A 22794-nucleotide genomic window follows, 5' to 3' on the forward strand; every position below is an offset into this window, starting at 1 on the left:
GGCCTTCACTCCAATGGCTCGGGGGTAAAGGTGACGTCGACTGCGCCTATGCTCATCGTCACCTGACCTTCGAGCAGCATCACCTGCGCAGAGATCCGTCGATCGACAGTCTGGGCCAGTTGCTGCACTGCCGCGTGCGGTATCTGCACCACCGACAGGTTTGGCAGTCCGGCCACTTTGGGGCCGACCGTCCGCCACCAGGTGGTCACGCTGGAGGCGAACGGAAACAACAGCACCTGTTCGGCCTGGCCTGCCGCCTTAGCCAACGCTCGTTCATCTGGCTGGCCGACGTCGATCCACTCCAGGATGCGGCCCGTGTAATCGGCGAGCCGCAAGTCCGGTACACCAGGGGTGGACAGCCCCGCCCCGAACGTCAACTCACCGTCGACGTCGTTGAGTCGGTGTGCGCGCAGCCCAAACGCCAACAACCGCACCACCATCCGCTCGTCGGTCTCACTGGGGTGGCGGGCCACGGTCAGCGCGTGATCGGCGTAGTAACCGTGTTCGACATCGGAGACGCCGAGATCGACTTTGAATACCGTTGCGGAAAGAGCCACGCCATAGTGTCCACCAGGTTCTGCGAACTTGGGACCGGTAGGCACCCGGATGGTATTCACTCGACGCCATGAAGAACATCATGATCGGCGCGATCGCGACGGGTTGCGCCGTCGCCAGCGTCGGCCTGGCCGCACCCGCCAACGCGGAACTGGCTCCGGGCGACTACAACTACCACAGCGTTATGGCCAACGGGGCCGTCACCGACAACCTGGTGCGGGTGACGAGTTGCGGCCCCAGCTGCATCTCACTGTTCAATGTCACGCTGAATGCCGACCAGGGTCAGGCGTACGTCCAGGGCAACCAGTACGTGCTCGACCAGTTCATTCGCGGTGGCGCGTACTGCCCGGACGGTCGCCCGGTCGACGTGGCCACCCGCTACACCTTCGACCTCGACGGGACGAACGGGCTCCTCACCCTCAACGGTCCCAATCCTTGCGGCAACAACGGCCCGGTGGGCGAGACGCGGTTCACGTTCACTCCCGCGTGAGCGACGCGATAGTCGCATGTGCTGACGAAGGCGCCGATGACCAGGACTTCGTTGAGGCCATCTCGACGCCATGGGACGACCTACGCTACTGGTGATCCTGCATATTCGATTGCCACACATTCTCCGTTCACGGCTGCTGTAGCCGACTGAGGACGCGCGCGTATATACTCAATGAACATTTCGTATATACGTAAGGTGGCGATGACCAAGCGTTTGATTGACCTCGATGACGACCTGTTGGCCGCCGCGCAAAAGGAACTCAAGACATCCGGCGTTTCAGATACCGTCCGCATCGCGTTGCAGCAGGCTGCAGCGGCGTCTGCACGCGCTCGCCAGATCGCGTGGTTGAAGTCTGGCGGTATGGGGGAGATGGCGGACCCTGGTAAACGAGGTGATGTGTGGCGGTAGTAGCGCGCTATCTCATCGACACCAGTGCCGCGGCACGGATGACAAACCCCGAGGTCGCCGACCGACTTGCTCCGCTTATCGAGGCCGGATTGGTCGCAACCACCGCTCAGCTTGATGCCGAGGCTCTCTACAGCGCCCGCACCGCCGCGGACTACATGCAGATATGGTCAGATCGCCGCCTCGCATACGAGTACCTGCCGACCAACGATGACCACTGGCAGGCGGCGTTGGCTGCGCAGCGGTCGCTGGCCGGCACTGGTCGTCATCGTGCCGTCGGCATGGCCGACCTCCTGATCGCCACCCTTGCCAACGCCCATGATGTGACACTGCTGCACTATGACGCTGATTTCGAGATCGCTGCCGAGGTATTGCCCTTCCAGCATCGGTGGACGTTGGAACGGGGCACGATCAGTTAGGCCAGGGCAGGGTGTGGTGGAGTCGAAACCGGTTGGTGCGAAGTGCAATACGTACTGGCTCACTAGTAACCTCGCATATTCGATTACTGCATATGCCTTTTGGGTGGTGGACCCGTGGTCCAGCATCGGCATCGACGTCGGCGCCGGATCGGACCTAAGGGGCAAGGCCTCCACGCATCGCCCCGGCGTTGCTGCAGCGAAAAGCGCAGGTCGCCCAGCAGGGCCAGGAAGCCTGTACCGCGATCGACTCGGCATGTTTCACGTCGATCTTGCGTTCGGCGAACTGGCCGACCCGGGTAGCAGAAGGCCTGGGCCCGAAGGCTGAGGGACTTAATCTACGAAAGATATTGATACACAAATGATTACACCTGTATTCGACCTAGTCTCCAGATCGCTCATTCACGATCGCCGGTGGAAGCCCCGGCCACCTCCAGCCCTGTGATGTGGGCGCATCCGCTGCAGCACCTCGACCACGTGATAGGGCCCAGGCTCCACCCTCGCGGCCTCGTCGGCAAACGCGCTACCCAGCTGCATCGCCACTTCAACGTCACCGACTAGGCAATGTTCGTTGACCGCTTGCTCGTCCGCGATGCTGTTGCAAGACAGTGGCGAGCAATCAAACCACCCGCCGAAACTGGTGTTGACGATGTCGTAGCCGATCGGCGCGTACGCCGACAGGTCTGGGCTGGTGGGTAGGCCCGGCCAGTCGTCGGCGGGCGACCAAAGCTCACTGTTCCCGTCGCCGAAGCGGATACAGACCGCTCGGTACGCGAACAGCGTGTACGCGTACCGCTCGTCCGCGGGCACCACGCTCCACGCTAGAGCCTCGGTGTCGTAGAACCCGGCGGAGTTGTGGGCGCAGCGCTCAAGCCGATCAGGCGCGCTCGGCGAGATGTGCTCGCTGACACTGCAGACGTCGTCGATCGGGGCCTGCGCGAGGAACTCTGGCCGCACAGCGACCTGGCGGGCCACGAAGCCGACAAAGGCAGACTCAAACATGTTCGGTCCGAGGCTATCGCACAATCGACCAGGATTGCGGTCGCGGCTGAATGGCGATGATCGCCGCTAGCGGCTCAGATGCCTGGCCAAGGGTTGCGTCTGTGTTCATGAAAGCCAGGTCGGGGTAGGTGCTGCGGGCGATGGCAACCATGTGTCGGGCGAGGCCACTCAAGGCGTCCGCGATTCACGATCAACATGGCGTACTTCAACTGACATAATGTGGCTTATCGGCAAAACGTCATGCGTGGAGAAACCTGTCGCACCAGGTCAACGCCGGTCACTGTTCGCCGATGCTCGACTTGAGCGGCCTGGACCACACCCTCCCTTCACGTCCGCCACTCTGCGGACAGAGTGCCATTCGTCGCCAGGACGCGCTCTCTACAAACAGACTCGGCGTACGGCGTGCCTGAAGTATCGGGCCGGCGTTCCAGGTCGACCTCTCGGATCACCCTTCGGTCCTCTCCACTACCACCTTCGACACCTCAATACGTCACAGTGACAGAATGATATGGTGTGGCTGGATAGCCCAAATACATTCCTGCTCAGCATCTTTGGCCCGTGCAGGCGCCTCACACGCCCGCGGCTCCGTCGATCCGCTCGCGGATCAGGTCGGCATGGCCGCAGTGTCGCGCGTACTCGGTCGCCATGTGGGTGTAGATCCAGCGCAGGCTCACCTCGCCGCCGGCGAACGCACTCGTGTGGTCGAGTGAGCGCTGCGCGCAGATCGATCGTGCCTGCTTGATCTCGCGCTGCCACGTCTCAAGCGCTGCATTCAGAGACGACTCCGCCTTGATGTTGAAACCACCGTCGTGTCCCTGCGGATGTACTGCCGGCCCGTAGATCGCGGGCGCCGATTCGCCGGCCAGCACCCGGCGAAACCAGTTCCGCTCGACCTCGGCGGCATGCTGTACCAAACCCAACAACGTCAACGCCGACGGCGGCACCGACGCAAACCGGACCTGATCTTCAGTGAGACCCTCGCACTTGGCGGCCAGCGTGGCCCGGTAGAACTCCAGCCAGCCCTCCAGCGTGGAGCGCTCGTCGGCAGTCATGGGCGGTGTAGGTCGAGGTGTGGACATCACTCCTCCGATGCTGCCAAGTTCCGACTGGTCCTTACGTCACGTGATGATTTAGCGGACAGCCGCTGCCGCCTGGCAGGATTTACTGATGTTATCGTCGTATATGATGGTTTCGTCAGTTAGCGAACTACCGCCCTTCTGAAAGCAGCCCGACCTGTGAATGACCTGCTCTGGCCGCGATACGCCGCCCCCGCCGACGTCATCGCTATCGAGTCCGTCGCCCTGGCGCAGCGCGGCCTGCCGGAATCGACCTACGCGGTACTCACCCGCGCAGCCACGCTGTGGCCCGACCGCATCGCGGTCTCGGTTCTCGCGGACGCCGAGCGCTGGCGGCAGCCGACGTCACGCACCTTCGCCGAACTTCTCGCCGACGTGCATCGCGGCGCAAATGTGTTGCGCTGCAGCGGTATTAGCCGCAGTGACCCGGTTACACTGATCAGCCCTAACTGTGACGAGCTGATCACCGCAACGCTGGCCGCCCAGCTCGCCGGCATCGCGGCACCGATCAACAGTGGCTTGTCCGCCGCGCATATCAGTCACCTCATCGAACGGTCCGGGTCGCGCGTTCTCGTGACGGCCGCACCCGAGCTCGACGACGCCAGCTGGCAGATCGCCCGCCATCTGGTGCGTGCGGGCGTCATCGACACCGTTCTGCTGCTTCGGCCCACCGGTGCGTCGCCAGGCATCGCGGCACCAGCCATCGACGGCGCAGTGGTCCGCTATTTCAGTGACTTTCCGCCGGACGACGACGGGTCGGTGTTTCACGGCGATGCTCCCCGCGCCGGCGATCTGGCGGCGCTGTTCCACACCGGCGGCACCACCGCCAAACCGAAACCTGCCGCGCACACCCACGCCAACCAGGTCACCGACGCCTGGATGATCGCCGCCAACAGCCTGCTGGACCAGGATTCGGTGCTGTTCGCCGCCCTGCCGCTGTTCCACGTGAATGCACTCATGGTGACCGTGCTCGCTCCGCTGCTGCGCGGTCAGCGCACAGTCTGGGCCGGACCGCTCGGGTATCGCGATCCCGCGCTGTATGCGAACTTCTGGAAGATCGTCGAGCGCTACGACATTAGCGCCATGAGCGCGGTGCCGACGGTCTATTCGGTGCTCGCACAGATCCCCCGCGACGCCGACATCACCAGCCTGCGTTACGCATTGGTCGGCGCCTCGGCACTGCCGGCAGCGGTCCGCCGGGACTTCGAATCCCATACGGGAGTGTCACTGCTGGAAGGCTATGGGCTCACCGAAGCCACCTGCGCCAGCGCCCGCAGCTTTACCGACCACCCTCGCCCTGGATCGGTGGGTCAGCGCTTGCCCTACCAGCACGTCAAAACGATCCGGATCGACGACGAGGGCAATTGGCACGACCTGCCCGTCGGCCAGGTCGGCAACCTCGCCATCAGTGGACCCACCGTCTTTCCCGGCTATGTGATCGGCCGGACGGACGCAGGTTACGTGCTCGACGGTCTCGGCAAGCTCAACGACGGATGGCTCGACACCGGAGATCTGGCTCGGATCGATGCCGAAGGTTTCGTGTACCTGACCGGACGTGCCAAGGATCTGATTATCCGAGGCGGCCACAATATCGATCCCGCCACGATCGAGGACGCCCTGCTGGCACACCCGGATGTCACCGGCGCCGCAGCGGTGGGTCGCCCGGACGCTCACGCCGGTGAGGTACCCGTTGCCTACGTGACTGTCTCGTCCGACTCCTCGGTCACCGAGGACGATCTCCTGCGCTGGGCCGCAGATCGAGTCGCCGAACGTGCGGCTATCCCCAAGGCTGTGACGATCGTGGATGCCATTCCGGTCACCGCGGTGGGCAAACCGTACAAGGTGAGCTTGCGCGCCGATGCGACGCGAATCGCGGTCCAGGAGGCGCTCGCCGGTGTGGATGGAGTGGAAGCCGTCGAAACCCACATCGACGACGGTGCGATCATGGTGACCGTATGCGTAGGACCCGACATCGAAACTGATTCCCTCACCGACATTCTCGGCCGTTACCCGATCAGCTGCGAGATCCGGCACGGCGCATCCGCAGCCGTGGATCTCAACACCTAGTCCAGATTCAGATACAGCGTCAGGCTTCGCGGCGGCAGGCTGGTGCCACCGAACCAGGTGTGCACCCGGAAAGCGGTCCACCGGTTGGGGTGTAGGTCGGCCGGGATCGGTTTGAACACCGAGGTGGCACCGTAGGACACGGTGATGCCGCTGTAATCGACTGAGAACGTGAAGGTTTGGCCCACCGGTACCGGGATGATCTCCGAATCCGACGGCAGGATCCGGGCCAGATCGACGTTGTAGTACGGCGCAACCTCGAACTGCTTGCTGTCCACGTTGTATCGCCACGCCACCATCAACGCGTTCTGGTCGGGTCGCAGGATGTTGAACGAGATCCCGGTCAGCTTGTTCCAGTCGTACTGGTCGACGGTCTTCAGGTCGTAGATCGTGTTCTCGGTGAGCATCGCGTTGCCGGAGACCTTCGTGATGAAGAACGCCGGCATCCGGGGCAGGCTGAACGGCAGGTTCTTAAAGATCGAGATCTGTCCCTTGAACCCGACGTGAAACTTCACCGGTGTCAACGGAGTCGCCTTGATGCCGGTCCCCTCAGGGACATTGGTGGACGGCCACGGGATGGTCTCAGTGCCGGGCAACGGCAACCGGACAGGCTCAGCAGAGGCCACCGCACGCGGGGGTGACACGCTGCGGTGAGCCACACCCACTGCGCGCGGTGTGCGCGCCGAGGCGGAAACGGGCCGAGCCGATTCCGTGCGTGCCGCACGGGCGCGCGCCGATCCGGCGGCCCGTGGTCCGGTGCTGCCGGTTGCCGACACCGAGTGATCGGAGCCGGTATCGGCGGCTGCCGGCGAGGCCATGGCGGATCCGATCGCGGCCCCGATCCCCAGCGCAACCGTCACCGCACCGATACGCCCGACAAGCGCTGCTGTCGTCATCATCATCGTCACCACCCCGGCCACTGCTAGGGAGCGAGCCTAACCGTGCCGACCTGCTGCCGGGGTGCGCTTGGACGGATCCGTACCCACCGATCGGGGGACGCGAAAGTCCCTGCGGACGGAGGATGGCGGCCGGGCACCGCCCCTGGGATGCTTCCTCCCAACCGGTCCGCGGAGAAAGGCTCAGCGCATGCTCGACATTCTGCGTGGCCGCTGGTCGCTGCTGTGGCTGCTGGCTCCGGCAGTGCTGTTCCTGGGTCCGCTGCCTTTCGTCAACCGACCACATCTGCTGGGGCCGTGGCTGCTCGGCGCGACCCTGCTGACCCCGCTGTTCGTCTACCTCGCCGCCCGCGGCGACCCGGTGTTCGGTAGCCAGCCCCCTACCGAGGATGACGTCGATTGAATCCGGCCGTCTCGGTGACCGTGCTCGCGGTCTTCCTCGTCATCACCGTCGCCCTCGGCGTCGCGGCGCGCAACCGGGCGGCAGGCACCGTCGACCTCGCCGAGTGGTCGATCGGCGGTCGCAGCTTAGGTCTGGTGTTCACCCTGGTGTTGATGGCTGGTGAGAGCTACACCAGCTTCAGCTACCTCGGCGCCGCCGGATGGTCGTATACCCATGGACTTTCGGCCCTCTATGTCGTCGCCTACGTCTCGATCGGCATGAGCGTGAGTTATCTCATCGGCCCGATCCTGTGGACCTACGCCCACCGGCACAACCTGGTCGGCATCAGCGATATCGTTGCGCACCGATTCGCCGCGCCCTGGCTGGGAGCGCTGACCGCGGTCCTGGCCACCGTCTTCGTCCTGCCCTACATCCAGTTGCAGATCACCGGAATGGGCGTGGTGGTCAGCACGGTGAGCTACGGGGCGATCGGCCTGTCGGTGGCCTACCTGGTGGCGTTCGTGGTCTCCGAGGCGTTCATTCTGGTCAGTGGATTACGCGGCAGTGCCTGGGTTTCGGTGCTCAAGGACCTCCTCGCGGTGAGCACGCTGAGCCTGGTGTTCGTCTACATCCCAGTGCACTATTTCGGGTCCTACGGCGAGATGTTCCACCGGATCAGCCAGGCCCACCGGGACTGGCTGACTCTGCCCGGACCAGCCGGCCACGCCCTGGGCATCAGCTGGTTCGTGTCCACGGTCGTCCTCAACGGTGTGGTGATGACGGTGTTTCCCACCCAGGTGACGGCCTACCTCAGTGCGAAAAGTGCTCAGACACTGCGGAAGAACGCCATCATCCTGCCGTTCTATCAGGTACTGCTGTTTGTCCCGGTGATATTGGGCCTGGCTGCGTTGATCATTGTGCCCGGACTGAAGGACTCCAACCTGGCGCTGTTCAGGATGATCGAATCGGTCATGCCGTCCTGGCTGCTCGGCGTGATCGGCGCGGCCGGTGCGCTCTCGGCCATCGTGCCGATGGCCATGTTCATGCTCGTGATCGGAACCATGTGGGGCCGTTCGGTGTTGGGCATCCATCCACGCACCGCACCTCGACAGCGCGAACTGTCACAGGCGGTGGCGCTTCTGGCCGGCGTCATCGCCCTCGGCATGACCTACGTCTGGCCCAACGCCCTGGTTCGGCTGTCCCTGCTGTCCTACGAGGGCATGGCCCAGCTCATGCCCGCGGTGCTGCTGGCGCTGCTGTGGCGCAAGATCTCGGCGAGCGCGATCGTCAGCGGCCTGCTCGTCGGGGTCAGCCTGGTGAGCTGGCTGGTGTTCACCGACCGGGATCCGTTCCACGGGGTCAACGCCGGTCTGGTGGCGCTGGCCGTCAACATCGCGGTGGTGGCCGCGGTCAGCCTGGCCCGACCGGCCCGGACACCCCGGGAGCGGATGGCGCAGCCCGAACGGCTCGTGCGGGCCTATCGTTGAGGCGTCGCGCGCACCAGGAGGAGACGATGCCGGCAGCAGGTCTACCGCAACCCGCCGCGCCGCGCGTCGATCTGGCCGCCCGCCTCGACCGGTATCTGCTGGCCGGATTCCGGCTGCAGCTCGGGCTGCGGATCCTGCTCCTGGCGTTCATCACCATCACCCTCCTGATCGAGCATCCGCACGACAAATTCGGGCTCTGCATGCTCATCGTGGGCGTCTATCTGGCCATCGTGGCGGCCTGGGCGGTGTGGGTGTTCACTCCCCGCCCCGCCGAGCAGCGCAACTCCCGGCGGATCGCCTTCGCCATCCTGCTCGCCGACATCACGGCCGTCGCCTCCGTCACCGCGATCACCGGCATCGCGTCCCCGACCAGTTGGACCTCCGACATCCTGCGCGAGGGATTGTTCCTGATCCTGTTCATCGCCGCCGCTCAGCTCAGCGCCGGCATTACCGCGGCCACCGCCGTGCTCACCGTCCTGGCCCAGGTGGTAGCCAACTGGATCAACCAGGCGGCCAACGAAGAGCCCTGGCCGCCGATCATCCTGCACGCCTGCTTGCTGGCCACCGTGGCCGCGGGCTCGGTGATGCTGTCCTACCTGCAGCGGGCGCGGATCGCCACGATCCGGAACCTGCTGGTCCAGCGCACCGAGTTGCTCGACGAGATGCTCGGCTTGGAGAAACGCCAGCAGACCGAACTGTCCGAACGACTGCATGACGGTGCCCTGCAATCGGTGCTCGCCGCCCGCTACGACCTGGCCGCGGTCCGCACCGGATCGACCGAGGCGATCGACCGGATGAGCAGCACCCTCACTGATGCCGTCCACCTGCTGCGTGATGTCGTCCGCGAGCTGCATCCCGAAGTGCTCAACCGGTCCGGTCTGCACACCGCCGTCGAACAACTCGCCGACACAGTCGCCGAACGCGGCGCTCTCACAGTCGATCTCGATACCGACGACTGGCCGGAAGGCGTCCGTACCGACGCCGACGTCCTGCTGTTCAGCTGCGCCAGAGAGCTGACCAACAACGTGGTCAAACATGCCGGTGCCGGCACCGTCGCGATCAGCCTCGCGCTGACGGATACCTTGGGCCGCATCACTATTGCCGACGATGGCGGGGGCATGGCTGAGGTGGATCTGGCGGCGAAGCTCGAGGACGGCCACATCGGCCTGGCCGCCATCCGGACCAAGGTGCTGGCCGCCGAGGGACAGTTCGACGTCGACACCGGCCCGCACGGCACCCGGGTGACGGTGACGGTTCCGCTGCGCCACACGGCGTGATCCGGGTGCATCACGGTAAAGTCCAGCCCAGCGACACGAGGAAGGCGGGTGTGGCTCAGTGCAGACGTCGGAGACCCGCACCAGGGTCGTGGTGTGTGACGACCATCCGCTGTTCCGCGAAGGCATGGTCCGGGTGCTGCGTGCCAGTGGCCTGGACGTCATCGGCGAGGCCGCCGATGGCCGCACGGCCCTGGACACCATCCGGGAGCTGAGCCCCGACGTCGCGGTGGTCGACTACAAGATGCCTGGGCTCGACGGGGTGGCGCTGGTCCATGCCGTCACCCGCGACGAGCTGCCCACCAAGGTGTTGCTGGTGTCGGCGTTCGACGACAGCAGCATCGTGTACGAAGCGTTGTCGTCGGGAGCGCTGGGGTACATCAGCAAGGAGGCACCCCCCGAGCAGGTGGTGGACGCGGTCCGCGCCATCGCCCGCGGCGAGGAGGTCGTCCCGCCGGAGCTGGCCCGGGGTCTGGCCGCCGAGGTCCGTAAGCGCGCCAAGGGCAACATGATGGTGCTGACGCCGCGCGAACTCGAGGTGGTCCGGTTCATCGCCGAAGGCCTGTCAGTACCCGATATCAGCAAGCAGATTCACCTGTCCCCGGCCACGGTTCGCACCCACATCCAGAAGCTCTACGAGAAGCTCGGGGTCTCCGACCGGGGTGCGGCCGTTGCCGAGGCGATGCGCCGCAGGCTGCTGGAGTAACGGCGCCTACCGGGAGGTATTGACGGCGATCGCGGCGTGGATGAGGGCGGTCAACGCCTCCTCGTCGATAGCGTCACCCTCGCGAAAGTCGATGGCCCGCCGGGTGTTTCCATCCAGACTGGAGTTGAACAGCCCGGACGGATCATCCAGCGCCGCACCTTTCGCGAACGTCACCTTGACGACGTTCTTGTAGGTTTCGCCGGTGCAGATGATGCCGTCGTGCGACCACACCGGCACCCCACGCCATTTCCACTCCTCGACGACATCCGGATCGGCCCGGGTGATCACCGCCCGGATCCGGGCCAGCATCTCACCGCGCCAGTCGTCGAGTTCGGCGATCCGGGCGTCGATGCGCTGCGTTGCGGAAGCGTTGTCGTCCATGGTGGTTGGCCCTCCCCGTGTCGCTGACATCACCGGCATCTCCCTGATTAACCTGGGCGAACGCTGTGGTAAACCTCCGCCGCGGATTTGGTAAAACAACCCGTACGGTTGTATCTTTTCCGGCGGCCCAAAATCGTTTCGGAAAGCAAGAAGATGCGCACCCATTACAGAACCCGCGGCTTCTCCACCCGTCCGCAACGTAGCGTCCGTTCCCACCGAGTGCTGCAGCCTGTCGCCGGCCAGTGCTTCGAGATCGACATCCGCCCCGAGAACAATCGGTGGATCATCGCGATTCCCGAAATCAACGCCGTGACCGAGGCTGCCAACCGGGCCGCCGTCGAGCTCGCCGCCCGCGAATGCATCGCCACTCACACCGGCATCCCGATCGGCTACATCTCGGTCTGGGTGCGCGACTGATCCGGCTCAGGGCACTGGCCGAAACAGTGGTATCCAGACCCGGCTGTCCTCCTCACCCGACAGCCCGGTCCATTCTTCGAAGAACACCTCGACGTCCAAGCCCACGCGCATGTCCTCGGGCGCGACGTCGACGACATTGCTGATCAACCGGGTGTCCGGTTCCTCGGCGAGTTCGATCATCGCCACGATGTAGGGCGGCTCGAAACCCGGTATCCACGGCTGCCGATTGACGGTGAACGCCGCCACCGTCCCCCGGCCTGACGCTTTCTCCGGGGCAACATCGGTGCTGCGGCAGCGCCAGCAGATTGGTCCGGGCGGGTGAAAGAAATGGCCGCACCCGCGGCAGCGTGAGATCAGCAGGTCGCCGTCGCGTCCCCCGGTCCAGAATGCGGCGGATTCCGGTGTGGGACTGGGGGCCAGCCGCAGTGCCGGCCGCTGGTAGCCGGTCATCGGCTGCTCAGCAACATCGACCCGGCCACCGGGCCGCCGCCCACCCCGACAGCCACCACCTCCGGGGTACGCGGTGCCTGGCGCTCACCGCCCTCGCCCCACAGTTGCACACACGCCTCGTGCAAGAAGCCCATGCCGTGCAGCCGTCCACCGGACAGCTGGCCTCCGCTGGTGTTCAGCGGCAGCTCGCCGTCGAGCGCGATCCGGTGTCCACCGTCGATGAACTCGCCGACCCGGCCGTGTTCGCAGAATCCCAACGCCTCCAACCACATCACGGTCAGGAAGCTGAACCCGTCGTACAGCTGCGCCATGTCGACATCGGCGGGCCGCAAGGTTGTGTGCTCCCAGAGGGTCGCCGCCGAATCGTGGGCGGCCATCGTCGTGAGATCGAAACGCTCCTCCCACGTGGGCCTTTCGAACATCCCGGGACCCACCGACTCCACCGTCAGCGGATGCCGCGGCAGGCCCGCTGCGGCATCCCGGCGCGAGATGATCACCGCGGTGGCTCCGTCGCACGGGACGTCGCAGTCGTACAGGCAGAGCGGCTCGGAGATCATCCGAGCCGACAGGTAATCCTGCATCGACATCGGATCGCGGTACACCGCATCGGGATTGAGCCCGGCGTTGCGGCGGGCATTGATGGCGATGGCACCGAGTTGTTCGCGGGTCAATCCGAAGTCGTGCATGTAGCGCTGTGCGGGCAGCGCCAGCCAGGTGGCCGCCGACAGCGCGCCGAACGGCGCCGTCCACTCCATCTGCGGGGGTAGCTTGCCACCGCCGCTGAGCAATACCGAGGCGTGGCCGCCGCCCGCCTGCGCCGCCGCGGTGGATTCCCAGACCGACCGATACACCACAACGTGATTGGCCAGACCGAGCGTCACGGCCATACACGCCTCGATCGCCGGGCCGATCTGGCCGGCGGTCTCCAGCGAGGACAGATACCACCGGCTACGGAGCCCGAGCGCGGTGCGCACCTCGGTGACGTTGGCCCCGGAGAACCCGGCCGCCCCGGCCGCCGGTCCCGGATAGCTGGCGATGCCGTCGACCTCGTCGACCGCCAGTCCGGCGTCCTCGATGGCCCGCAATACCGCTTCCAGCGTCAGGTCCAGACCGGTGCGGCCCAGCCGGCGACCGACGGCGGATTTGCCCGCGCCGGTGATCACGGCCTTGCCGTCGAACGGTCCTCGGCTCACGTGTCGAGGTCTTCGCGGGGTTTCATCGACGGTTTCGGGGCAACAGCCTGCTGGGTCAGGCCCAGCGCGATGAGGATGTCGACCGCGGTGATCACCAGACCTGTGTAGTACATCCAGCGGACCGTCGGATCGGGTTGGACGACGAAGTACAGCGCCAGGAAGATCGGGCCGACGATGCCGAACATGAAGATCATCGCCTGGATCCGCAGATAGGTCCACAGCGTGGACATCGCTACTCCGCCCCGCGGGCGACCGCACGCCCGGCGTCCGAACTCCATTGCGACCAGGAGCCGGGAAACAGTGCGGCCGGCTGGCCGAGTGCGGTCAGTGCGGCGATCGCCACCGCCGCCGTGACACCCGATCCGCAGTAGACGCCGACCGGTTCGTCCTCGATGACGCCCCGCTGTGCCAGCTGTTCGCCGATGGCGTCGTCGGGTAGGAAGGTGCCGTCGGCGTTCAAGACGGCCGTGCTGGGCAGGTTTCTTGCGCCCGGGATGTGGCCGGCCACCGGGTCGACGGGTTCGACGTCTCCGCGGTAGCGCTCCGGGGCGCGGGCGTCGAGCAGCAGCACCGTATCGACCTCGTCGGCACTCAGCGTCGGCATCGCGCCGCGGTAGAGGTCGTCGTGCGGCAGCGTGACGTCACCGGGCTCGGGGTCCACGGCCCCGCTCTCCAGTGGTCCGCCGGCGGCCCGCCACGCGGCCAGTCCCCCGTCCAGGATGCGGACGTCGGTCAGCCCGGCCGCCCGCAGCACCCACCAGGCGCGTGCGGAGCCGGCCCGATTCCAGTCGTCGTAGACGACGACCGGCCGGCCGTCGCGCACACCCCAGCGCCGCGCGGCCTCCGTCAGCGCCGCTGCCGACGGCAGCGGATGACGGCCCCGCCCGCTGACCGTGTGATCGCTGAGCTCCTCTTCCAGCGAGACGTAGACCGCGCCCGGGAGATGTCCGCTCAGGTAGGCGGCTCGCCCGTCGGGTTCGGCGAGCTGCCAGCGGACGTCGAGCAGGGTTATCGGCTCATCTGCGCCGATGCGGCCGAGCAGGTCGTCGGCGGTGATCAGCACGCCGGAACGGGTCGCCATCGATCTCCTTCACACGGATGTGAGGACGATCATGCCCAATGGCCAGCGGGTGTGTCAGCCGATGTCCCTCGGTAGGGTCTGCGACGTGACCTCACCGCAGGCCTTTACCAGCGACGGACGGCCGCGGGCGCGCGGTCTGGGCATCACCACGCTCGGCGAACCGGGGCCGCTCAACGCGATCACCGATGTGCCGGGCGTCGAGGTCGGGGTGGTGACCCTCATCGACGGGGACGGCCCGCTGCAGGTCGGCCGCGGGCCGGTGCGCACCGGTGTGACCGCCATCCTGCCCCGCGGTCGGTCCGGGGTCGGGCAGCCCTGTGCCGCGGGCTGGCATTCGCTCAACGGCAACGGTGAGATGACCGGCACGACCTGGATCGAGGAAGCCGGTTCCTTCAATCTGCCTGTGCTGCTGTCGAATACGCATGCGGTCGGGCCATGCCACACCGGGGCGATCTCCTGGATCAACCGGGTGAATCCGGTACTGGCGCGCCAGTGGCTGCTGCCGGTCTGCGCGGAAACCTGGGACGGCTACCTCAACGACATCAACGGCGGTCATGTCCGCCCCGAGCACGCCGAGGCTGCCCTCGACGCCGCGGCGGGCGGTCCGGTCCCGGAGGGTTCGGTAGGCGGCGGGACCGGAATGAACTGCTATGAATTCAAGGGCGGCAACGGAACCGCCTCCCGTCTGGTCCGTTATGGCAGCCACACGTTCACCGTCGGCGCCTTCGTCCAGGCCAATTTCGGCTCGCGCGAGGAACTCACCGTCGCCGGCTGGCACGTGGGTGCGCAACTGGCCCAGGACAATCCACTGGCAAGCGACTGGTTCGAGCACGACCTCAACCGGCCCCCGCCCGGTGCCGGTTCGGTGATCGCCGTGATCGCCACCGACGCCCCGTTGCTGCCCGGCCAGTGCAAGGCGCTGGCCCGCCGGGTGCCGCTCGGTCTGGCGCGCACCGGGACCACCGGAAGCCACTTCTCCGGCGACATCTTCCTGGCGTTCTCCACCGCACCGGCGCCGGGCCTGGCCAGCCGCTTCCCCATCGGCGCACCCGCCGACGACGAATTCGGGCAGCTGACGTTCCTGCCGTGGGGGCGGATGGACGACATGTATGCCGCCGTCGTGCACGCCGTGGAGGAGGCCGTCCTCAACGCGCTGATCGTCAACGCCGACATGGTGGGCCGCGACGGGCACCGCTCCCCCGCGCTCCCGCACGACCGACTGCTCGAACTGCTCTGAGGCTCACACCTGCAGAGTCGGCACCGCATTGAAGCCACCGAAGTCGAGCTGCGCGGCGGGGTTGGCGATCGCGGTGACCATCCCGGTACCGAACGGCCCCGCGTCGTCGAACAGTGTCGCGGTGCCCACCGACACACCGTCGGCGGCCCAATGCGATTCTGCCTGCAACCCAAGGTATTCGGAGTTCGGTAGCCGGGTCAGCGCCACGGTCAGATCGCCATTGATGTAGCCGATACCCTTGGTGCCCAGATTGCAGACCAGGCTGGTGGCCTCGCTGACGATGACCGCCCGCACGAACGGGCTGATCCGCTCACCGGCGACCGCGTCGATCGGCTTGTGGTAGAAGCGCTTTCGCGACGTGTTCTGGTGCACTCCACCCCTGGTGTCCCACCCGGCGTCCTCGCTGCCGATCAGGTAGGCGTTCTCGTGGGTGTGCTCCGGCGGACTGAACGTCGGGTCGCCGAACCACTCGTCACCCGGTGGCGGCGCCGAGGTGCGGTACTGCACCAGCGTGGCCCGCGCCACGACGACGTCATCCTGGACGATGTCGCACTCGGAGTTGCGGATCCGGTGGCCGTCGCGCACCAATCGGTTGTGCACGTAGGTCGGCTTCTTTCGCGCCGCCTTGAACAGGTCCACGGTCAGCCGGCCGGGCAGGAATTCCGGCAGGCCGTAGTGCTGCTCCAGATTCCAGGCCGCCAGCGCCACCACGGCCGGTCCGTTGAGCATGTCCTCACCCCAGCGGCTCTGCGCCCACTGCGTCGGACGGAACGTGCCGTCGGATTCCGCGGTGAAATGCGCTGGACCGTTCCCCATCCGCGCATCCTCGCACAACCCCCTCCTCCGGTGAGCGCCCGGATCATTAGTCGACATAATCAAGGGGGTCGGCGCGACGGAAGGGAGGGACCGTGTCCGAACTCGGCGCCCTGCACCCCCGGACCGGCCCGGCTGACGGCCATCCCCGGCCCGGATTGCTGCTCGCCACGCTCAGCGTGGTGGCGCTGACCGTCGCCGTCCTGCAGACCGGAGTGGTGCCGATCCTCGGCGTGATCGCCCGCCAGCTCAATGCCTCGACCGTCGACGTCAGCTGGGCGGTCACCGCCAACCTGCTCGCCGCGGCGGCCAGCACTCCGTTGATCGGGCGGCTGGCCGACCTGTACAGCAAGCGCCGGGTCCTGCTGGTGGTGCTGGCGGTCGTGCTGGCCGGGTCGCTGCTGGCCGCGCTGACCGCGTCACTGCCCCTGCTGATCGTCGCGCGGGTACTGCAGGGGGCGTCGTACTCGCTGTATCCGATCAGCGTGTCGATCCTGCGCGATGAACTGCCGCCGGACCGGCTGATGCGCGCCATGGCGGTGCTGTCCGGAACGCTCGGGTTCGGCGGCGGCGCGGGACTCGTCGTCACCGGGCTGCTGATGCGCGGCGACGCCGGTTACCACCGGGTGTTCTGGCTGACCACGGTGTTCACCGCGCTCGTCATCCTCTCCGTTGTGCTGGTCGTACCGTCACGGCCCCGCACCGCCACGGGCACCATCGACTGGGCCGGAGCGGCGGGCCTGGGCGCGGGGTTGTCGGCGGTGCTACTCGCCATCACCCAGGGCACCGGCTGGGGCTGGACTTCACGGCGCACGATCGGTTGTGCGGTGGCCGGCCTGGTGGTGCTCGGCCTCTGGTGGTGGTGGGAGCGCCGGTGCCGTCAACCGCTGGTGTCCACCGAGATGCTGTCCCGTAGGCCGATCCTGCTGACCAACATCGCCACCGTGCTGGTGGGCATGGGCCTGTATCTGAGCTTCCTGGGCCTGACCGATTTCGTGCAGACGCCCGTGCAGAGCGGCTACGGGTTCGGCGCCACTGTGCTGGGCGCCAGTCTGGTGTTCCTGCTGCCGGGTGCGATCGCCGGGTTCGTGACCGCCGTGGCCAGCGGGCGCTATATCGACCGGTTCGGGGCACGCATCGTGCTGGTGGTCGGCGCCGTCGCCGGTGTCATCGGATTCGCGCTGCTGGCGCTCGCCCATGACCAGCCCTGGCAGGTCATCGCCGCCACCGTGCTGGCCAACGCCTACATCAGCCTGGCCTATGGCGCGCTCCCGGCCCTGGTGGTTCAGGAAGTGGATGCCGGCGAGACCGGCGTCGCCACGAGCATGAACGCGATCGCGCGGACCATCGGAAGCTCGGTAGCGGCCGCGATCGTGGCCGTGCTGCTGAGCCGGTCGCACCACGGCTACCCGGCCGAGAGCAGTTTCATCGCGATCTTCGTCCTCGGCGCGGTCACCGCCCTCGGCGCGCTCGTCCTGATCGCCACCACCAGACCCCGGTTGCGCCGGCTGGAATCGCTCGACGACATCACCGACTCTCGGGCGATGAACCATGAGTGGGGCTGACCGGGCGGGCACCGCCACGCGCGGCACCGATGCCGGCCGCCACCACGAACCCGATGCCGACGACCGCCGAGACGGTCGGAACCTGGTGTAGGACCAGGAATCCGATCACCAGAGCCAATGCGGGTTCCAAGCTCATCAGCGTGCCGAACGCCGCGGTGTTCAGGCGGCGCAGCGCCAGCAGTTCGAGTACGAAAGGCGCCATCGGCAGCAGCAGCGCCAAACCGAGGCCGATGAGCAACAGCTCCGGGGTCATCCTGGACAGTACGGCGTGGCCGACGGCCGCGGTGGCCACCAACGCGGCCACCGGCATCGAGACTCCGAGACCCTGCAGCCCGTCGACACCGTCACCGACCCGCTGGGTCAGCAGGATGTAGGCCGCCCAACACAACGCCGCGCCCAGCGCCAGCCACACCCCGACCGCATCGATGGTGCCGTGCCACGGTTCGGTGAGCAGCAGGACACCGGCACCGGCCAGAGCGGGCCACACCAGCCGGCCCCGGCCCCGGCCGCTGACCACGGCCACCCCGAGGGGCCCGAGGAACTCCAGCGCACTGGCCGTCGCCAGCGGAATGCGCGCCAGGGCGAACATGAACAGCAGCGTGGTCAGCGCCGTCACCGCGCCCAGCGCCACGCACGTCGCAAAGGTGGTCCTGGTGAACGCTGACGGGCGGGGCCGCACCAGGATCAGGAACAGCACCCCGGCCCAGGCCAGCCGCAACCAGACGGCACCGTCGGCACCGATCCGGCCGATCAGCCCGACCGCGACCGCCAGGCCCAACTGGACGCAGACCATGGCCCCCACCGCGAGGGCCGCGCCGGTCCTCGCGGGGTGAGCAGTCATGGTTGGCATGATTGCAGAGGACAATCAGGCCACCCTCGCCAGAACGGACCGCTCGTGAGTTCTTCACCGAAGGACGAGTCGCTGGACTCGATCAGCGCCACGCTGGCCCAGGTGATGCGCCTGAGCGGTAGCCGGTCGATGTTCGCTCGCCAGGCCGAGGCGGCCGGGGTGGGCCTGACCCAGCCGTCCTACCTGTTGCTGCGGGTGCTCATCGACGAGGGGCCGCGCGCGATGGGCACCCTGGCCCGCACGGCGCACATGGACGTCGGGATGGCCACCCGGCAAGTGAGTGCCCTCGTCGAGGCGGGTCTGGCGACCCGGGAGCCGGATCCGGCCGATGCGCGGGTGATCCTCATCGCGGTCACCCCGGCAGGCCGCCGCGTCGCCGGGTCCCTTCAGGACATCCGCCGAATCCACTTGCAGCGCGCGCTGTCCCGATGGACCAGAGCCGAACTCGACGAGTTCGATCGCCTGCTGTCCCGGTTCCTTCAGGACACAGTGGCCACCCCGTTCGAGGACTGACCGCTCACCCGGCCTGCAGAGCCCGGATGCACTCCCGCAACGGGCCGTCGTCGCCGGTGCCGGCGATCTGCGGCAGCTGCACTCCGTCGGCCAGGCCCTCGTAGCGCGCCAGCAGGATGGCCGGCAGTTCGTCGTAGCGGCCGCAGACCAGCAATGTGTCGAGCACCTCATCGGTCAGCACGGACGGCAGCTCCTGCCAGCGGTCGCCCTTGACGACCGCGCGTAACCGGTCGCCGAGATCGGTCAGACCCTGACGGTCCAGTGCCGGCGCGTAGGCCGGGGTGGAGTACAGGAATGCGAGCATGCCGCGCTGACGCTCGCGGTCCCGGGCCAGGGCCGCATCGTCGGCCCCGGTGGCGATGGCGCAGGACGCGATGATCGACGGCGTCTGCCGACGATGGGCGGCGGCCGCGCCGCGGTCTAGCGCCGGGCGCACCACGGACCGCAGGTAACCCGGGTCGGCGTTGGTGGAATGGGTGACGACGCCGCAGGCGAGTTCGCCGGCCAGTTCACACATTCCGGCGTTGACAGCACCGAGCCATACCGGCGGCGGTGTGACGTCGACGTCGGGGCCCGGGTTGAAGTAGGGCTGCAGCCGGGTCAGCTGATAGCTCTCGCCGTCGAAACTCAGCGGCCCGCCGGTACGGAAGACAGTGAACAGCGCATCCAGTGCCCCGAGGTAATCCCGCATCCGGGCCCGCGGCTCGCTCCACGGCATGCCGAATCGGCCGGTGATGTTCTGCTTGATCTGGCTGCCCAGACCCAGTTCGAAGCGGCTCCCCGACAGGACGGCCAGGTCCCAGGCGGTGTAGGCCACCAGCGTGGGGCTGCGTACGAAGGCCAGAGTGACGGAGGTCCGCACCGTGATCCGGGTGGTGTGCTCCAGCGCCAGCAGCGCCACCGCGAGCGAGTCGTGAATCGTTTCGGCGACGTGCAGCCCGTCAAAGCCCAGCCGCTCGACCCGCTGGGCGTAGTCCGCGACCGCGGCCAGCGGCATCCGGGGATCCATGCCCGCATAGACCTTCATGGCGCCTCACCCTAACACTTGCTTGACATTGTCAACTTTTAAGTCTTAGCCTTCGGCCATGGCCGGAGCACGCTTCCACTTCGACTGGGGCAACTATCTGACCATGCTGCGCCTGTTGCGGGCCGAACCCGATGCGGCGCGGCGGCGCAGGTTGCTCACCCTCTTTCTGGTCGGCATCCCGCTGATGGCCGCAGTGCACACCGTGTGCTTCGCGCTGGATCCGTTGCTGTTCCCCGCCCTGCGCCGCACCGAGGTTCGCGAGCCGGTGTTCTGTGTCGGGCACGCCCGCAGCGGCACGACGTATCTGCACCGGCTGATGGCCGCCGACGACCGGTTCAGCACGGTGATGCTCTACGAGATGCTGTTCCCGTCCCTGCTCGAAAAGCGTCTGTTGCGCCTGCTGGTCCGCGCCGACCAGCGCTTCGGCGGCCGCCTGCGCCGCAGTATCGATGAGGCCGAGGAACGCGCGTTCGCCAAGACCAACGACATGCACCGCACCGGGTTCTTCTCCCCCGAAGAGGACGATTTCCTGCTGACCTGCTCGATCGCCTCGGGCGGCTGGATCGCCCTGTTTCCCTATATGGGTCAGTTCGACTTCTACCATCTCGACCGGTGGAGCCCGGCCAAACGCCGCAAGGTGATGACCTTCTACAAGGAGTGCGTGCGCCGTCAGTTGGTGCTCAATGCACGACCGATTCACCTGAGCAAGAATCCGACCTTCTGTGGCCGCATCGAGACGCTGATCGAGGTGTTTCCGGATGCGAAATTCGTTGTGCTGATGCGTAATCCGTATGAGACGGTACCCAGCCTGCTCAAGATGCTGCAGACCGGCTGGGCGCTGCGAGGCCATGACCCGCAGTTGATCGACGATTCGATGAAGCGGCTGGCCGACCAGTCCTATCACTCCTACCGCCACCCGCTCGAGGTGCTGGCCCGCCACCCCGAAACCCGATCCTGCGTGGTGGATTACCGCATTCTGGTCGCCGAGCCCGGTCAGACCATGCGCGAGGTCTACGCAGCCCTCGACCTCGACCTGGCACCGGAACTCGCCCAGCAGTTCGACGCCTCTCGCGGCAAGGGCCACGAGACTCTGCACCGCTACAGCCTCGAGGAATTCGGGCTGGATCCCGCGACGATCCACCACGAGCTGGCTGATCTGTTCGAGCAGTACGGCTGGGATACCGAAGGAGAACACGCACGTGCCCACTGATCACGGCTCCGCCGAGTTGCGCGCTGCCTGGGACGATCTCATCGCGGGACTGCAGCGCGCGCGGGACGCCATCGAGTCCCCGGACCTGCACGCTCCCCCGCCTGACGAGCGGGTGCTCGCCGAGGGCTACCGCTATCTGCTCGGCTACACCTTCTCCGCCATCGAGCGGGCGTTCTTCGAGGATCCCGGCTTCCCGTACTTCCGGCGCGCGATCCAGCCCGTCGACAAGGCCACCATCGACAACGCCGACGCGCTGTACTTGTCGGCCGCCATCGATGGCGAAAAGACCTACCGGATTCGGGGCACCGTCGTGCCGAACGCCCCGCAATACATCATCTTCGAGACACACGTGTCCTACGCGGGTGACTCGGGCAGCCTGGCTGAGCTCAGCCCGGTCACCCGGATGATCACCGGATCACTGGACAGTGCTGAGCTCCAGATCGCCGATGACGGCACCTTTGAGATCCTCGTCGCGCCGGAGAAGCCGGCAGCTTACACCGGCAACTTCCTGCCCAGCCGCAAGGTCACCGACGCCGCAACCGGGGTGGCGCGCTACATCATCGTCCGGATGCTGTTCCACGACTGGGAGACTGAGGCCTGCCCCGAACTGCACATCGTCCAGGACGGCAACGAAGGTGCGCACCCCGCTGCCGTGGATACCGCGGCGGCTGCGGCCGCGATGCGGCGCATCGGCTCGATCGTCGACGGGCAGATGAGGTTCTGGAACGACTTCTACGACATCGTCCTGGAGACGCACGGCGACCGTAACGGCGACGGCAAGCAGTTCATGCCGACCAACGCCCTCAACGCACCGGCCCGGGCCAATATCGCCGCCGGTGGCGGGCAGAACACCAACGTCTATGCCGGCGGCGTCTTCGACCTCGCCGCCGACGAGGCGTTGCTCATCGAGATCACCGTGCCGGTCCAGCCGGCCTACAGTGGCTTTCACCTGGCCAACCTGTGGGGTGAGTCGCTGGACTACGCCAATCACCAGTCCAGTCTCAACGGATTCCAGGCCGAGCCCGCCGCCGACGGCGTGCTCCGCTACGTCGTTTCCCACTCCGACCCCGGTGTGCCGAATTGGCTTGACACCACCGGGATTCCGCGCGGATTTCTCAGCCTGCGCTGGACCTACTCCGAGGAACCCGAAGACCTGCCGGAAGCGACGGTCAGCACAGTGCGCCTCGAGGATCTCCGCGAGCATCTGCCCGCGAGTACCCGGCAGGTCTCGGCGGCCGAGCGGGCCGAACAGATCGCCATTCGGCAGGCCCACGTTCAGCGCCGCTACCGGCAGTACTGAACCT

At 66.7% G+C, this 22794-nt stretch carries 26 protein-coding genes; 14 read left to right on the forward strand and 12 right to left on the reverse strand.

Translation table 11 applies throughout. The annotated features are described in order from the left end of the window. Positions 1 to 5: 5 nt before the first annotated feature. Complete coding sequence (locus BN3385_RS20430; RefSeq protein ID WP_059019466.1) at positions 6 to 557, reverse strand: YaeQ family protein; 552 nt, start codon at positions 555 to 557, stop codon at positions 6 to 8. 68 nt (positions 558 to 625) lie between these two features. Between BN3385_RS20430 and BN3385_RS20435 the strand changes: the two genes are divergently transcribed. From BN3385_RS20435 to BN3385_RS20445, 3 genes are all read left to right on the forward strand, one after another. Beyond that, complete coding sequence (locus tag BN3385_RS20435) at positions 626 to 1045, forward strand: hypothetical protein (RefSeq protein ID WP_059019468.1); 420 nt, start codon at positions 626 to 628, stop codon at positions 1043 to 1045. Positions 1046 to 1246: 201 nt separating this feature from the next. After that, complete coding sequence (locus BN3385_RS20440; protein ID WP_059022234.1) at positions 1247 to 1453, forward strand: hypothetical protein; 207 nt, start codon at positions 1247 to 1249, stop codon at positions 1451 to 1453. Then, a complete protein-coding gene (locus BN3385_RS20445) occupies positions 1444 to 1869 on the forward strand; it encodes a PIN domain-containing protein (protein WP_059019469.1) in 426 nt (141 codons plus the stop codon). Before BN3385_RS20440 ends, BN3385_RS20445 begins: the two co-directional genes overlap by 10 nt. A 399-nt stretch (positions 1870 to 2268) precedes the next feature. Here BN3385_RS20445 and BN3385_RS20450 read toward each other — a convergent pair whose 3' ends face one another. Then, positions 2269 to 2868, reverse strand: coding sequence for a hypothetical protein (locus BN3385_RS20450; RefSeq protein ID WP_059019471.1), 600 nt, complete (start codon positions 2866 to 2868; stop codon positions 2269 to 2271). A gap of 569 nt (positions 2869 to 3437) precedes the next feature. After that, entirely contained in the window at positions 3438 to 3920 is a 483-nt protein-coding gene (locus BN3385_RS20455; RefSeq protein WP_082690569.1) for a DinB family protein, read from the reverse strand. 183 nt (positions 3921 to 4103) lie between these two features. On the opposite strand from BN3385_RS20455, the gene BN3385_RS20460 reads away from it, so the two are divergent. Beyond that, positions 4104 to 6011, forward strand: coding sequence for an acyl-CoA synthetase (locus tag BN3385_RS20460; RefSeq protein WP_059019475.1), 1908 nt, complete (start codon positions 4104 to 4106; stop codon positions 6009 to 6011). On the opposite strand, the gene BN3385_RS20465 is transcribed toward BN3385_RS20460, so the two are convergent. Continuing rightward, positions 6008 to 6910 carry a hypothetical protein gene (locus BN3385_RS20465; RefSeq protein WP_231748782.1) on the reverse strand — a complete coding sequence of 301 codons (903 nt, stop codon included), beginning with the start codon at positions 6908 to 6910 and terminating at the stop codon, positions 6008 to 6010. The genes BN3385_RS20460 and BN3385_RS20465 overlap by 4 nt on opposite strands. Positions 6911 to 7094: 184 nt before the next feature. On the opposite strand from BN3385_RS20465, the gene BN3385_RS20470 reads away from it, so the two are divergent. The 4 genes from BN3385_RS20470 to BN3385_RS20485 are packed head-to-tail and all read left to right on the forward strand — an operon-like array spanning position 7095 to position 10753. Further along, positions 7095 to 7307 (forward strand): hypothetical protein, encoded by a 213-nt coding sequence (locus BN3385_RS20470; protein WP_059019479.1) that lies wholly within the window; start codon positions 7095 to 7097, stop codon positions 7305 to 7307. Then, positions 7304 to 8773, forward strand: a complete 1470-nt coding sequence (locus BN3385_RS20475) for a sodium:solute symporter family protein (RefSeq protein WP_059019481.1) — start codon at positions 7304 to 7306, stop codon at positions 8771 to 8773. The genes BN3385_RS20470 and BN3385_RS20475 overlap by 4 nt, the downstream gene beginning before the upstream one ends. 26 nt (positions 8774 to 8799) lie before the next feature. Next, on the forward strand, positions 8800 to 10050 hold the full coding sequence (locus BN3385_RS20480; protein ID WP_059019483.1) for a sensor histidine kinase: 1251 nt from the start codon (positions 8800 to 8802) through the stop codon (positions 10048 to 10050). Positions 10051 to 10108: 58 nt separating this feature from the next. After that, the gene (locus BN3385_RS20485; RefSeq protein ID WP_059019485.1) at positions 10109 to 10753 is read left to right on the forward strand and encodes a response regulator transcription factor; all 645 of its coding nucleotides are present in this window, start codon (positions 10109 to 10111) and stop codon (positions 10751 to 10753) included. Between the two features lie 6 nt (positions 10754 to 10759). On the opposite strand, the gene BN3385_RS20490 is transcribed toward BN3385_RS20485, so the two are convergent. Then, the gene (locus tag BN3385_RS20490; protein ID WP_197415249.1) at positions 10760 to 11134 is read right to left on the reverse strand and encodes a DUF1801 domain-containing protein; all 375 of its coding nucleotides are present in this window, start codon (positions 11132 to 11134) and stop codon (positions 10760 to 10762) included. A 219-nt stretch (positions 11135 to 11353) separates the two neighbouring features. Between BN3385_RS20490 and BN3385_RS20495 the strand changes: the two genes are divergently transcribed. Beyond that, positions 11354 to 11551 (forward strand): long chain fatty acid-CoA synthetase Faa4p, encoded by a 198-nt coding sequence (locus BN3385_RS20495; protein ID WP_156432832.1) that lies wholly within the window; start codon positions 11354 to 11356, stop codon positions 11549 to 11551. Between the two features lie 6 nt (positions 11552 to 11557). Here BN3385_RS20495 and BN3385_RS20500 read toward each other — a convergent pair whose 3' ends face one another. From BN3385_RS20500 to BN3385_RS20515, 4 genes are read right to left on the reverse strand one after another with little or no spacing between them, the layout of a single operon-like run. Next, entirely contained in the window at positions 11558 to 12001 is a 444-nt protein-coding gene (locus BN3385_RS20500; protein WP_059019487.1) for a Zn-ribbon domain-containing OB-fold protein, read from the reverse strand. After that, entirely contained in the window at positions 11998 to 13194 is a 1197-nt protein-coding gene (locus tag BN3385_RS20505; protein WP_059019489.1) for a thiolase family protein, read from the reverse strand. Before BN3385_RS20505 ends, BN3385_RS20500 begins: the two co-directional genes overlap by 4 nt. After that, entirely contained in the window at positions 13191 to 13424 is a 234-nt protein-coding gene (locus tag BN3385_RS20510; protein ID WP_059019491.1) for a hypothetical protein, read from the reverse strand. The genes BN3385_RS20505 and BN3385_RS20510 overlap by 4 nt, the downstream gene beginning before the upstream one ends. A 2-nt stretch (positions 13425 to 13426) precedes the next feature. After that, a complete protein-coding gene (locus BN3385_RS20515; RefSeq protein ID WP_059019493.1) occupies positions 13427 to 14275 on the reverse strand; it encodes a sulfurtransferase in 849 nt (282 codons plus the stop codon). An 85-nt stretch (positions 14276 to 14360) separates the two neighbouring features. Between BN3385_RS20515 and BN3385_RS20520 the strand changes: the two genes are divergently transcribed. Continuing rightward, positions 14361 to 15512 carry a DmpA family aminopeptidase gene (locus BN3385_RS20520; RefSeq protein WP_231748783.1) on the forward strand — a complete coding sequence of 384 codons (1152 nt, stop codon included), beginning with the start codon at positions 14361 to 14363 and terminating at the stop codon, positions 15510 to 15512. Between the two features lie 3 nt (positions 15513 to 15515). On the opposite strand, the gene BN3385_RS20525 is transcribed toward BN3385_RS20520, so the two are convergent. Beyond that, positions 15516 to 16328, reverse strand: a complete 813-nt coding sequence (locus BN3385_RS20525; RefSeq protein ID WP_059019497.1) for an acyl-CoA thioesterase domain-containing protein — start codon at positions 16326 to 16328, stop codon at positions 15516 to 15518. A gap of 92 nt (positions 16329 to 16420) precedes the next feature. Between BN3385_RS20525 and BN3385_RS20530 the strand changes: the two genes are divergently transcribed. Beyond that, the gene (locus BN3385_RS20530; protein WP_231748784.1) at positions 16421 to 17890 is read left to right on the forward strand and encodes an MFS transporter; all 1470 of its coding nucleotides are present in this window, start codon (positions 16421 to 16423) and stop codon (positions 17888 to 17890) included. Here the strand turns inward: BN3385_RS20530 and BN3385_RS20535 are convergent. Then, entirely contained in the window at positions 17853 to 18731 is an 879-nt protein-coding gene (locus tag BN3385_RS20535; protein WP_082690570.1) for an EamA family transporter, read from the reverse strand. The genes BN3385_RS20530 and BN3385_RS20535 overlap by 38 nt on opposite strands. Positions 18732 to 18785: 54 nt before the next feature. Here BN3385_RS20535 and BN3385_RS20540 point away from each other — a divergent pair, with 54 nt between their 5' ends. Then, on the forward strand, positions 18786 to 19253 hold the full coding sequence (locus tag BN3385_RS20540) for a MarR family winged helix-turn-helix transcriptional regulator (RefSeq protein ID WP_059019502.1): 468 nt from the start codon (positions 18786 to 18788) through the stop codon (positions 19251 to 19253). 4 nt (positions 19254 to 19257) lie between these two features. On the opposite strand, the gene BN3385_RS20545 is transcribed toward BN3385_RS20540, so the two are convergent. Then, complete coding sequence (locus BN3385_RS20545; protein ID WP_059019504.1) at positions 19258 to 20280, reverse strand: TIGR03617 family F420-dependent LLM class oxidoreductase; 1023 nt, start codon at positions 20278 to 20280, stop codon at positions 19258 to 19260. A 58-nt stretch (positions 20281 to 20338) separates the two neighbouring features. Here BN3385_RS20545 and BN3385_RS20550 point away from each other — a divergent pair, with 58 nt between their 5' ends. Together BN3385_RS20550 and BN3385_RS20555 are read left to right on the forward strand one after the other, a co-directional pair. Continuing rightward, complete coding sequence (locus BN3385_RS20550) at positions 20339 to 21490, forward strand: sulfotransferase family protein (protein ID WP_059019506.1); 1152 nt, start codon at positions 20339 to 20341, stop codon at positions 21488 to 21490. Next, positions 21480 to 22790, forward strand: a complete 1311-nt coding sequence (locus BN3385_RS20555; protein ID WP_059019508.1) for a DUF1214 domain-containing protein — start codon at positions 21480 to 21482, stop codon at positions 22788 to 22790. Before BN3385_RS20550 ends, BN3385_RS20555 begins: the two co-directional genes overlap by 11 nt. Positions 22791 to 22794 lie beyond the last annotated feature (4 nt).

Source organism: Mycobacterium sp. M26 (genome assembly GCF_001494595.1).
GTDB lineage: Bacteria > Actinomycetota > Actinomycetes > Mycobacteriales > Mycobacteriaceae > Mycobacterium.